Raw genomic sequence first — 11261 nt, forward strand, 5'->3', positions numbered from 1 at the left:
TTCATGCTTCTGTCTCCCAATTGGTAGGGGCTTTGGTGTCGTAGCCAGCATCGGCGAATAGTTCCATATCACGCTCGGCAATAGAGGCGGTGGTGGTGAGCAGTCCGCCAGTGATGGCGGCGTTAATGCCTATATATAGTGCTTTCTTTTGTACTTCGGTGCTAAGGAGTGCCCGTCCGCCACTGAAGCGGAGGTAAGCGGTTGGGTTGGCCAAACGGAAGATGCAGATGGCGAGTAGGATCTCATCGGAAGAGAGGTGGGGCTGGTCCTGAAGTGGGGTGCCGGGCATCGGGTGGAGTACATTGATAGGGATGCTCTCGATGCCAAGGGAGGCGAGGAAGAGGGCAAACTCTACTCGCTGAGCTCGGCTCTCGCCCATGCCGATGATGCCACCGCTACAACGTCGCATGCCAACTGCTTGGGCATTCTGTAGGGTCTCTATTTTCTCCGCCTGAGTATGTGTGGAGCAAAGGGTGGGGAAGTAGCTTGGAGCGCTCTCCATATTGCAGTGATAGGTGGTGCAGCCCGCCTCTCGAAGCGATTGCAGTGCCTCTTTCGTCGCCAATCCTAGGGAGGCGCAAAGATGTAAGTGGCACTTTCGGTCTATCTCACGGTACATTTCGCAGTAGGTGGTTACCTCGTCACGAGTTGGCCGTTTGCCACTCGCCACAAGGCTGTACCGCTTGATGCCCACCTCTGCATTGTGCTTTGCGAGTGCCTGCACCTCCTCTGAGGGGAGCACAGGATAGCTCTCGCAATTGGTTTTGAAGTGGCCACTCTGAGTGCACCAGTGGCAATCTTCGCTGCAACGCCCGCTCTTTACATTGATAATGGAGCAGGTGTCAAACGCATCGCCACAAAGGGCTCGTGTGATCTGGTGGCACGTCTCATAAAGTTCCTCACGGGGGGTCTCTTCGACTATCCGAAGTAGCTCCTCCTGTGAGGTAATTCGTTCTCCCCCGATAATTCTTTCCGCAATATTCATCTATTTATTCTATAAAAAGAGATGGGTGCCAAGGCTATATGTATGCCTTGGCACCCATCTTTGTATTGAGTGTCTAACTAGGTAGTGCAGCAATGGTGTCGGTAGTCGCCACCACCGTAATCAACGATAGAAGCGACTCCTCCCACGGGTCGGCACCCGACTCTTCGGCCTCCTTCTGCTCCCATAGCTCCAGCCATGAGGCATTGAGTAGGCGAAGGGTGGCGGAGGACTTTGGTGCGATCCGCTCCAGCACGTTGGTGCGGAGCTGACCGATATTCACCACATTCCCGACCGAGTGAAAGGCGGCAGCGGCACTCCTACTCCACCGATTGAAGTGGAGTACCCGCCTTACGTTTAGTCCTTTCTGCTTGTGCATTACCTACAGATTGGTTTTTACTTAGTAACTCTCTCCAGCCACTTCACCATAGAGAGCATGATACCCATAGAGATGAGGCAGACAGCAGCGAATACTGTCCAACCTACCCAGATTGGCCACTTATTGTACATCACTGGGCCGAGCCAGATTAGTAGGTTACCAAGGGCGGTAGCGGTGAGCCACAAGCCCTGGCAGAGACCTTGAAGATGCTTAGGTGCCACTTTGGATACAAAGGATAGCCCTAGTGGAGAGATAAATAGCTCTGCCACGGTGAGGAAGAAATAAGTAACAATGAGTACCCAAGGACCTGCCTTCATCGCTGCCTGAGTCCCAGCATCCATAGCACGGAAGTCAGTACCAGATGGGTAGCCGTAGTGTACAGATACTGCGATCAAGAAGATATAGGCCAATGCCGCAATCAGCATACCATACACAATCTTCCGTGGTGTGGAGATACTCTTACCTTTTCGTGCCAATGCTCCAAAGATCGCCATAATAATTGGTGTGAGCACAATCACGAAGAAGGGGTTCACAGCCTGCCAAATCTCAGGTGGTATGGCGTCGGTCTTGATAAAGTCACGAGCAAAGATGGAGAGTGACTGACCATTTTGGTGGAATGAGAACCAGAAGAATACCGCTACTCCAAGCACTGCAAAGAGAGCGTACATACGCTGCTTGATCTCGCTTGCCATCGCTGCTTTCTCCTCGGCAGTGTAACCTTGAGTCTCAACATGTACCTTCTTAGGTGGCTCTGGGAATAGACCACGAGTGGAGATAAAGATGATGAGAGAGATGAGCATAGCCACTACTGAAGCGATAAAGGAGTAGTGTACTCCAGTATTGAATACCTCAAGGTAGGTGTGGCAGAACTCTGGTGTAGGTACAGAACCACCTACCTCTACTGTCCACTTAGCTAGGTTGGCAGTCTCCTCTACTGTCATCGCAGCATTATTGAGGACCTTATGGCAAAGCTCAGGAAGACCCGCGTTATAAAGCAGACCATTACGACCTAGCCACCAGCTACGCAGTAGTGGTGCTACGAATGGAGCGATCAAACCACCGATGTTGATAAATACGTAGAATATCTGGAAGCCAGAGTCACGCTTTGTCTTGGCAATGCGAAGTGCCTCAGGACCCTTCTTGGCAGCCTCTGCCTCAAGGTCGTCGTACATCTGACCTACAATCGCTTGGAGGTTACCCTTAAAGAGACCATTACCAAATGCGATCAGCAGAAGTGATACACAGGTAAATGGTAGGAGCCAGCTGATGTTGTCGGAGGTAGAGGTAATTGGAATGGAGAGGAGGATATATCCTAATGCCATCACAATAAGTCCTGCCATAATGACTCCCTTGTAGTTATTCTTGCGGTCGGCTAGTACACCACCTATAAGGCTGAGTACGTAAATCAGGGCATAAAATACAGAGTAAATAACCCCACTCCACTGGTCGCTAATTCCAAACTTGGAGACCAGGAAGAGCAGGAGCACTGCATTCATAATGTAATACCCGAAGCGCTCACCCATATTGGAGAGGGCCGCTGGTATTAATCCTTTAGGATGATCTTTAAACATGTTGTGAAGTTTTTGTTTATCAGTGAATACTTAAGTTAATAATTATCTCGCTGTAAGGTTGTTATAGGTTGACTTCTTTGACCTCCTTCAGTCCGCCATTCATCGGGTAGAGCTCTACGGAGGTGGTGTGGCCTTTGGTATTGAAGAGCACCATATCGAGTGCCTCGAGGTTGCCCAGCTGTGCCACTGGCACCTCCTTACTCTCAAGCACCTGCCCTCGATAGGTGATGGTGGCACGTACCGTGCCAGGCACGCAATAGACAATCCCCTTAGAGAGACGGCGCTCTAGTCGCTTCTGCTCCTTCTCATCAAGGGGGGTTGCCTGCTCCACCACTTTTATCTCAAGGTAAATTGGTTCCCCACGAAGGTCCTCTGCCGGGAGTAGTCCCTCGCGAGTTGAGAAGCGAGCCACCACGTGACGCCCCTCCTCCGTTGCCGAAAGGTGGTCTGCTAGTTGCACGATTTCCTGCGACTGTCGCACCCCATTGAATTGGCGTGTAAAGGCTGCCTCCTCAGTATCTAGTCGCTTCACCGCTATCTCGAGGGCTTTGCCATCGGCAAAAGGTTGCTCCGACTCGCCACTCACTACTAGGTCACGACTCTCCCGAATGCGGTAGATGTTATCGGCCAATACCTTCGCCTTTGCGGCTACTGTAGTGGCTTGGATATACTCTAGTGGAAACCTCACCTCAGGCAGCTCCGCCCATCTCAGTTCGTTGCTACGTGTGTCGAGAGAGGTAGGGAGGGTTACCTCCTCTTGCAGGTTGATTCCCACCAACACCCCATCCTCCGTCAGCGATACATTGGTGGCGGTGCTATTCTTTCGGAAGTCAATGGAGAAGCGTTGCTCCTCATCGGCCACTCCTCTTGCCCCCACCTCAATACTCTTGAGCTGGTATTTAAGTGCTGGTTCTAGCACAGCATTGGTAGTGCCCAGATACCGCTCCGCATAGAGTGAAAGCTCCCCAGGGATCTCCTTCGTTACCTCCGACGTTACTTGCAGATAGAGAATGGTCTGCGGAAGAGCGTAGACTACTCGATTATCGTTGAGCGCTCCCACACTGTATCGCTCCACCTTCTGTGCCGTAGCACAGCCGTAAGAGGTGAGGAGTGCTACCAGCAGGTAGAGTAGCTTGTAAGTCTTATATTGTTTCATCTAGCTTTGACCCTAATTTTAAGTTTACCGACAAATCTACTAAAAACTTTTGAGACCGCGTCGGTACTGCCCAGATTTAGGGGCTTTATCAGAGGGGGGACTTTCTCGGACGAGGGGGTACCTTTCTCGGACAGGGGGATGCCTTTCTCGGACGAGTCGGACAGGTCGGACAAGTCGGACGAGTCGGACGCCCAGCTAGCCACCGCAACTAACCCCGCAGCTAGCCACCTCAGCTAGCCACCGCAACTAACCCCGCAGCTAGCCCACAGCAGGTGGCGGTGTCCGACCTGTCTGACCTGTCCGACTCGTCCGACTTGTCCGAGAAAGGCACCCCCGCAAGGCACCTCCGCAAGCCACCAAAAAATAGGCTACAGGGTCTTGTGACCCTGTAGCCTATAGCTCTCTTATTTAGTATCTATTACTTACGCTCCTTGTGCTTCTCCAGTTGCCTTTCGAGTGCTTCACACGCCTCTACCACTGCCTCCTCAAAGCTATTGGCCTGCTTCTCACTAAAGAGGTCTGGCCCCTTGATTGCGAGGGTGATTCGAGCCTTCTTATTATTTGCCTGCTCAGGCTTCTCCAGTGTGAGGACGATCTCTGCATCGATGATCTCGGCATAGAATCGCTCTAGCTTGGCGACACGCTTCTCTACAAACTCCTGCAACTTCTCTGTCATGTCAAAGTTGACTGCCTGTACCTTCGTCTTCATGGTTTGTTCTCCTTTCTTTACTAGACTCCCTACTTCTAGGGTGTGCGTTATACATTTTACGAAGCTCCTCAAAAGTGGTGTGTGTGTAGACTGCTGTGCTAGAGATAGAGTCGTGTCCTAGTAGCTCCTTGACGCTCATCAGGTCCGCCCCATTATTGAGCATCGCTGTGGCAAAACTGTGCCGTAGGATATGCGGGCTTTTCCGTGAGTATTGTGGCAGTGGGGCCAGTGCCTCCTTCACCACTTTATACACATAATCCGCCTTGGCTGGCTTGCCCTCGTCATTGAGTAAAAAGACCTCTGTCTCCACCTTTGGACTTCTGTACCCCAAATATAAATCTATTTTCTGACAAATCAAAGGACCGAGTGGTATAATTCGCTCTTTATTCCGTTTTCCGAGTACCTTCAGCTCCCCTTTCGTGGTATCTATATCCCCCAAATGGAGTCCCAATAGCTCAGCCCGACGCATTCCTGTTTGGAAAAGTAGATCCACTACAAAGGCCAGCTGCCACGCTACCCGTTTCCCTTCACTAGTCGGCTCCTCCTCCGCCTCCTTGTAGAGCCGTTCGATATGTCGCGTGAGCAGATCGGCATTGACAAAAGTGGGGAGATACTGCCCATCCTTCGGCACCTGTACCGCCTTGAATGGGTTGTGCTCCACCTTTTCGATCTTCATTAGATAGCCGTAGAGACTTCTGAGTGCCGAAAGCCGTCGCTTCACACTGCGAGTGGCGTCGGGCGTCTCCATCAGTTTTATGAGCGACTTCCTTGCCCGTCGGGTATCCACCGAGCACAAAAACTGCTCCAGTGCCTCCCCCTCCAATTCGTTGCACTCCTCCAGCGTGAGCCAGTGCTCTATATCGGTGAGGTAGGCGACAATCGAGAGCTCCGACATCCCTCGCTCATACTGCAGATATCTCCTGTATCGTTCGAGTATTCCATCCATCATAGCCCAAAGTTACACTTTTTTGGTAAATTTGTGTGCCTATAGTGATTAATACTGATCAAATATAAATAACATACGAACAACTAAAACTAAAGCATTATGCAACTACTTGAGAAGATTGTGGCCAATGCCAAAGCGGCAAAGCGTCGCATCGTATTGCCAGAAGGGCTTGAGGAGCGCACACTACGTGCTGCCGATAGAATTTTAGCCGAAGGGGTAGCCGACCTTATCCTGATCGGTAATCCTGATGAGATCAAGGCGAAAGCCAAGGAGCTTGGGCTCACCCACATCGCTACAGGGGCTACCCTCGTTTGCCCCAAGGGCAATCCCGATAAGGAGAAGTATGCCAATATCCTTTATGAGCTTCGTAAGAAGAAGGGGATGACCCTAGAGGAGGCAACTGCTCTAGCCGAGAATCCACTATACCTCGCTTGCCTTATGATCAAGGCGGGTGATGCCGATGGTGAGGTGGCAGGTGCCCAAAACACTACTGGCAACGTACTTCGTCCAGCCCTTCAGATCATCAAGACAGCTCCTGGTATCAAGGTGGTGAGCGGTGCCTTTATCCTACTCACCAAGGCGTCTCAATATGGTGCCGATGGTACCCTCGTCTTTGGCGACTGCGCCGTGATGCCTGCCCCAACTGCTGAGGAGCTAGCTCAGATTGCCGTCTCTAGTGCCGAAACGGCTAAGACCTTAGTGGGCATTGAGCCAAAGGTAGCGATGCTCAGCTTCAGCACTAAGGGAAGTGCTAAGCATGAGAATGTAGATAAGGTGACAGAGGCTACTCGACTAGCTCAGGAGCTCGCTCCAGAGCTCGCTATTGATGGTGAGCTGCAGGCCGATGCTGCCCTTGACCTCAAGACCGGTAGCAGCAAGGCACCAGGTAGCAAGGTGGCAGGTCATGCCAACGTGCTTATCTTCCCCGACCTTCAGTCGGGCAATATCGGCTACAAGCTGGTACAGCGTCTAGGTGGTGCCGAAGCGATTGGCCCTATCCTCCAAGGTATCGCCATGCCTGTCAACGACCTTAGCCGTGGCTGCTCCGTAGAGGACGTATATCACATGGTAGCCATCACCAGCAACCAGGCAACTGCCGCATTGAATAATAAGTAAACGAGAAAGAAATAGATAGATTATGAAGATATTAGTGCTAAACTGCGGGAGCTCATCGGTAAAGTATAAGCTCTACAATATGCAGAATGAGTCGGAGATTACCAGTGGTGGTGTAGAGAAGATCGGTCTGCCCGACTCTTTCCTGAAGTTCAAGACCTCCGATGGTGAGAAGGTAGTCATTGAGCACAATATGCCTACCCAAAAGGAGGCGGTGGAGCTGATCCTTGATACCCTGATCAATCCTAAGTATAGCTTCATCAAGAGCTACGAGGAGATCGGCGCGGTAGGACACCGCGTGGTGCATGGTGGTGAGAGATTCAGCGAGAGCGTATTGATCAATGACGAAGTGCTTAAGGCAGTCGATGAGATCAGCGTGTTGGCACCTCTCCACAACCCTGCCAACCTCAAGGGAGTGGATGCTATCACCAAGCTCCTTCCAAACGTAAAGCAGGTAGCTGTATTTGATACCGCCTTCCACCAGAGTATGGAGCCAGAGGCCTATATGTATGCCCTTCCTTACCGTATGTATAGCGATCTCAAGGTGCGTCGCTACGGCTTCCACGGCACCAGCCACCGCTACGTGAGCCAGCGTGCTTGTGAGATCCTAGGCCTTGACTACCACAAAGCAAAGCTGATCACCTGCCACATCGGTAATGGTGGTTCCGTTACTGCTATCAAGGGCGGTAAGGTACTTGATACCTCTATGGGATTGACCCCTACCGAAGGCTTGATGATGGGTANCCGTACTGGTGATGTGGATCCAGGAGCACTCGTATTCATTATGGAGCAAGAGGGGCTAGATGCCAAGGGATTGAGCCAATTGATCAATAAGGAGTCGGGCGTTGCCGGCTTCTCAGGCATCTCTAGCGATATGCGCGACTTGGAGAAGGCGATCTCCGAGGGCAATGAGCGTGCAAAGCTTACCCTAGCTATGTACGACCACCGCATCAAGAAGTATGTGGGAGCTTATCTCGCACTACTCGACGGAGCAGATGCCATTATCTTTACTGGCGGTGTAGGTGAGAACCAAGCTAGCACCCGCGAGTATGTATGTGACCACATGGAGTATGCTGGCATTGAGATCGATAAGGAGCTCAATAATAGTGTAAGAGCTAAGGAGGTCGTCCTCTCTACCGACCGTAGCAAGGTGAAGGTACTCATCGTGCCTACCGACGAGGAGCTACTGATCGCTCGCGATACTCTCGCCCTTGTGAAGTAAGATACACCTTATATATATGAGTAGCCCCCTCGGAAAACCGAGGGGGCTATTTTTAATGGATATCCCAGGAGCTCCATAGTGTCCGAGCCGCCTGATAAACTACCTTATCGGACAAGTCGGACAAGTCAGACAAGTCGGACGATTCGGACAAGTTGGCAAGTGCTTCACTTGATTTCTCCCTATACTCTCGACCCATTTGCCGACCTGTCTGACTTGTCTGCCCTGTCCGATAAGGTTCTGGCAGAGAGGCATCATGCTTATCTTGCGAGGGCTTGGCGCTGTAGTTTGAGGGCTTTTTGGATCAGCTCTTGCTGGAGCTGCGGAGAGTGGTTGGCTTGTAGACGAGGGATGTACTCTGCCTCGAGGGCTTCTAATTGCTGTGCGAGACCAGTGCCATCGGGTCGGTAAATGAGTGGCATATAGAGGTAACGGCTCTCTTCTACCGTGCGAAGTGGGTAGAGCTTCTCTCGCTTCAGCTGTTTGGCAAGAGAGGCGATGGTCTCCTTATCAGAAGTAGCCCTCTGAAGCTCAGCGGGGATTTCGTTGGTGGTCCAGACGGGAATGAGTGGTGAGAGGTAGGGCTGACCGATCTCCACCCATGAGGTGGTTAGCTTAGGGTTTTCACCTTGGGCTACCCCCTCTACCAGAATCATCGAACTGGTATCATAGCGGGCGATGAGGTCGTCGGAGTCGACAAATCCACTGCGGCTAGGAAGTTGTCCTTCCTCTGCCAGTGCTCGATAGTCTATCTCCATCAGACCGTGGTACATGGAGCGGCTCAAGCGACTGCCAAGTAGCTCTACAGTCACCTCTCCTGGCTTTAGAGGGGTGAATAGATTAGCTGCACAGCGGAGGCGGACATATCCATACCCCTCGTCTTCGGTGCCGGTATAGGAAAAGTTGGTGCGAAGAACGTACCCCTCAGGAGCCTCATTGGCATCAAACTTGGTCCAAGTCTCATTATTCACTTCGTAAAACGCTGCACCCCCTTCGGCGTCAATGACCCCAAAATGGGCCGCCAATCCCATAGGTCGGGGGAGGGCATTGAGGAGTGCTTCAAACTCTGTGAGGTTGCGACACTCGGCGAGGGCACGCTTCATCAGCACGCCTTCCTGATCAATGTAATTGCCAGTATAGCCGTGGTTGACATTGAAGGAGGCACTATTCATAATGGCAAAGCCGTGACTATTGTGTCCGCCCCACACCTGAAGACCGAGGGTGTCGGAGTCGTTGACCAAACCGACATAGTAGCCGAGGGGGCTTTCGAAGCGTTGCATATGATTGTCGTACGCTTCGGTGTCGCGGAGTTTCCAGATCATTGGTCGCCCATTCTTGGTGAAGCGACCTGATAGCACAGCAGTGGTGCAGGCGATGGCTTGTGTGGTAGCCAAAAGCAATAGCAGTGTGGTGAGTAGTTTTTTCATAGTGTTATGCATTAATGGGTGAGTAATTCTCCAATGACGTAGTTGCTTCCACCCACAAAGAGGGTCTCGGCACCTAGCTCCTTAGCTCTCTGGATCGCCACTTTGTACGCCTCGTGAATGTCGGGGATCACCTCGCTATGGGTGACACCGACTGCCTGGGCAAGAGCTTGTAGCTCTGTGGCAGGAAGGGCTCGTGGCGTGTGGGCTTGGCAGAAGATATAGTGAGCTTCCAAAGGAAATTGGGTTACCACGTGGGGCACATCTTTATCGCCTGCCATACCGATGAGCATCACCAGACCGCCCTCCTTTTGCCACTGTTGTAGGGTGGGGGCGAGGTGTTGCCAGGCATCGGGATTGTGCCCTGTATCAATGACGATGGTGGGGTTGGTCTGCTGAATCACTTCCAATCGCCCCCTCAGTCCGTAGTGACTTAATCTCTGCAACCCCTGATGCAAGGCGGTATCCTCAATCTCATATCCCTTGGTGCGGAGTAGTAGCAGCACCTGTAGCACACCCCCAAGGTTTTCGATCTGATATTCCCCTCCTAGCGGGAGTGTGAAGGTGCCGAAGTGGGCGGTGGTCACCTTGTACCCTATCTTGAGTGGTTGGTACATGAGGATCTCTTCCTCTCGGTCGGCGAGGGTGAGGGGTGCCTGTAGCTCTTTGGCCTTTGCCACCACCACATCGGTCACCTCTTTCTCAGAGCTTCGGCTCAGCACTACAGGGGTGTGTGGCTTGATGATGCCCGACTTTTCGCCAGCAATGAGGGGTAGGGTATTGCCGAGGTATTGGGCGTGGTCCATGCTCACATTGGTGATGAGACTGACCAAGGGCTGTATCACGTTGGTGCTATCCAATCGACCGCCCATACCGACCTCTATCACGGCGATATCTACCTGCTCTTTCGCAAAGTAGGCGAAGGCAAGAGCGGTGGTGAGCTCAAAGAAAGTGGGGGATAGCTCTGGTGGCATCTTCTGCCGTATCGTCTCTACAAATTGGACGACAAACTCCTCCGATACCATCTCCCCATTGATGCGAATCCGCTCACGGAAGTCGACGAGATGGGGGGAGGTGAATAGCCCCACCCGAAGGCCACTCTCCGCAAGGGTAGCCGCCAACATAGTGCTGCTGGAGCCTTTGCCATTGGAGCCGGCAATGTGGAGGGTGGTGAGTTGCTTATGGGGAGAGCCACAGAGTTGTAGTAGGGTCTCAACTCGCTCTAGTCCCGGTTTATAGCCCGAAGCTCCTTCCTTTTCAAACTGTGGTAATTGCGAAAATAGATATTCTGTTGTCTCTTGATAGGTCATCTCTCTATTCCTCTATAGGGTAATACTTTATTCCTCACAAAGATAACTATTTTCCAGATTTGTAGAGGTGCCCTACCAGTGGTGTTTTTTATCGGACAAGTCGGACGGGGCGGACAGGTCGGACAGGTCGGATGCCTATTTTTTTTAAAAAAGAAGCACCCCAGCGGGTGCTTCTTTCGTAGTATGACGGGCATGTCATACATCTGTGGTGAAAGTCCACTCGGGGCGTAGTTGCCAACGAACCCCATAGCGACTTGCAAGTTTCAAGGGGTGACCCTTGGGAGAGAAGAAGCAATAGCGAATTCGTGGCCTGACGAACAGAAACCTAATACTAAGGCGTATCAAGCGGACAAGCTGGCTACAGGCAGTGAAGTTCCAAAAGGCAACCGTAACCTTGATGCGTAAATTAGGCAGGTAAACGATGAAAGATGTATGGCTTATCCCGTGAGGCC

The 11261-nt window shown here is 51.9% G+C and carries 11 protein-coding genes; 2 read left to right on the forward strand and 9 right to left on the reverse strand.

Annotated elements, in window-relative coordinates; translation table 11 throughout:
- Nucleotide 1: 1 nt before the first annotated feature.
- The 6 genes from bioB to A3GK_RS0106780 form a co-directional block, all read right to left on the reverse strand.
- The gene (gene bioB / locus A3GK_RS0106755) at nucleotides 2-985 is read right to left on the reverse strand and encodes a biotin synthase BioB (RefSeq protein ID WP_018028710.1); all 984 of its coding nucleotides are present in this window, start codon (nucleotides 983-985) and stop codon (nucleotides 2-4) included.
- A 73-nt stretch (nucleotides 986-1058) separates the two neighbouring features.
- Entirely contained in the window at nucleotides 1059-1361 is a 303-nt protein-coding gene (locus A3GK_RS0106760; protein WP_018028711.1) for a hypothetical protein, read from the reverse strand.
- 17 nt (nucleotides 1362-1378) lie between these two features.
- Nucleotides 1379-2932 (reverse strand): peptide MFS transporter, encoded by a 1554-nt coding sequence (locus A3GK_RS0106765; protein ID WP_026161776.1) that lies wholly within the window; start codon nucleotides 2930-2932, stop codon nucleotides 1379-1381.
- 61 nt (nucleotides 2933-2993) lie between these two features.
- Complete coding sequence (locus A3GK_RS0106770; protein WP_018028713.1) at nucleotides 2994-4088, reverse strand: DUF4831 family protein; 1095 nt, start codon at nucleotides 4086-4088, stop codon at nucleotides 2994-2996.
- Nucleotides 4089-4506: 418 nt separating this feature from the next.
- On the reverse strand, nucleotides 4507-4797 hold the full coding sequence (hpf, locus tag A3GK_RS0106775) for a ribosome hibernation-promoting factor, HPF/YfiA family (protein ID WP_018028714.1): 291 nt from the start codon (nucleotides 4795-4797) through the stop codon (nucleotides 4507-4509).
- Complete coding sequence (locus A3GK_RS0106780) at nucleotides 4766-5746, reverse strand: tyrosine-type recombinase/integrase (RefSeq protein ID WP_040576048.1); 981 nt, start codon at nucleotides 5744-5746, stop codon at nucleotides 4766-4768. Before A3GK_RS0106780 ends, hpf begins: the two co-directional genes overlap by 32 nt.
- 96 nt (nucleotides 5747-5842) lie before the next feature.
- Here A3GK_RS0106780 and pta point away from each other — a divergent pair, with 96 nt between their 5' ends.
- Together pta and A3GK_RS0106790 are read left to right on the forward strand one after the other, a co-directional pair.
- Nucleotides 5843-6859 (forward strand): phosphate acetyltransferase, encoded by a 1017-nt coding sequence (pta, locus tag A3GK_RS0106785; protein ID WP_018028716.1) that lies wholly within the window; start codon nucleotides 5843-5845, stop codon nucleotides 6857-6859.
- A gap of 22 nt (nucleotides 6860-6881) precedes the next feature.
- The gene (locus A3GK_RS0106790; protein ID WP_018028717.1) at nucleotides 6882-8078 is read left to right on the forward strand and encodes an acetate/propionate family kinase; all 1197 of its coding nucleotides are present in this window, start codon (nucleotides 6882-6884) and stop codon (nucleotides 8076-8078) included.
- A gap of 257 nt (nucleotides 8079-8335) precedes the next feature.
- On the opposite strand, the gene A3GK_RS0106795 is transcribed toward A3GK_RS0106790, so the two are convergent.
- The 3 genes from A3GK_RS0106795 to A3GK_RS11605 all read right to left on the reverse strand — a co-directional run.
- Entirely contained in the window at nucleotides 8336-9502 is a 1167-nt protein-coding gene (locus tag A3GK_RS0106795; protein ID WP_040576052.1) for a carcinine hydrolase/isopenicillin-N N-acyltransferase family protein, read from the reverse strand.
- A gap of 11 nt (nucleotides 9503-9513) precedes the next feature.
- Nucleotides 9514-10809, reverse strand: coding sequence for a bifunctional folylpolyglutamate synthase/dihydrofolate synthase (locus A3GK_RS0106800; RefSeq protein WP_018028719.1), 1296 nt, complete (start codon nucleotides 10807-10809; stop codon nucleotides 9514-9516).
- A 195-nt stretch (nucleotides 10810-11004) separates the two neighbouring features.
- The coding region (locus A3GK_RS11605; protein ID WP_211205459.1) for a hypothetical protein at nucleotides 11005-11261 on the reverse strand (257 nt) is incomplete at its 5' end.

It is taken from the genome of Porphyromonas somerae DSM 23386, assembly GCF_000372405.1.
Classification (GTDB): Bacteria; Bacteroidota; Bacteroidia; order Bacteroidales; family Porphyromonadaceae; genus Porphyromonas_A; species Porphyromonas_A somerae.

Coding starts and splice junctions, on each gene's coding strand:
- bioB (WP_018028710.1), bottom strand. CDS start 985: ATGAATATTGCGGAAAGAATTATCGGGGGAGAACGAATTACCTCACAG.
- A3GK_RS0106760 (WP_018028711.1), bottom strand. CDS start 1,361: ATGCACAAGCAGAAAGGACTAAACGTAAGGCGGGTACTCCACTTCAAT.
- A3GK_RS0106765 (WP_026161776.1), bottom strand. CDS start 2,932: ATGTTTAAAGATCATCCTAAAGGATTAATACCAGCGGCCCTCTCCAAT.
- A3GK_RS0106770 (WP_018028713.1), bottom strand. CDS start 4,088: ATGAAACAATATAAGACTTACAAGCTACTCTACCTGCTGGTAGCACTC.
- hpf (WP_018028714.1), bottom strand. CDS start 4,797: ATGAAGACGAAGGTACAGGCAGTCAACTTTGACATGACAGAGAAGTTG.
- A3GK_RS0106780 (WP_040576048.1), bottom strand. CDS start 5,746: ATGATGGATGGAATACTCGAACGATACAGGAGATATCTGCAGTATGAG.
- pta (WP_018028716.1), top strand. CDS start 5,843: ATGCAACTACTTGAGAAGATTGTGGCCAATGCCAAAGCGGCAAAGCGT.
- A3GK_RS0106795 (WP_040576052.1), bottom strand. CDS start 9,502: ATGAAAAAACTACTCACCACACTGCTATTGCTTTTGGCTACCACACAA.
- A3GK_RS0106800 (WP_018028719.1), bottom strand. CDS start 10,809: ATGACCTATCAAGAGACAACAGAATATCTATTTTCGCAATTACCACAG.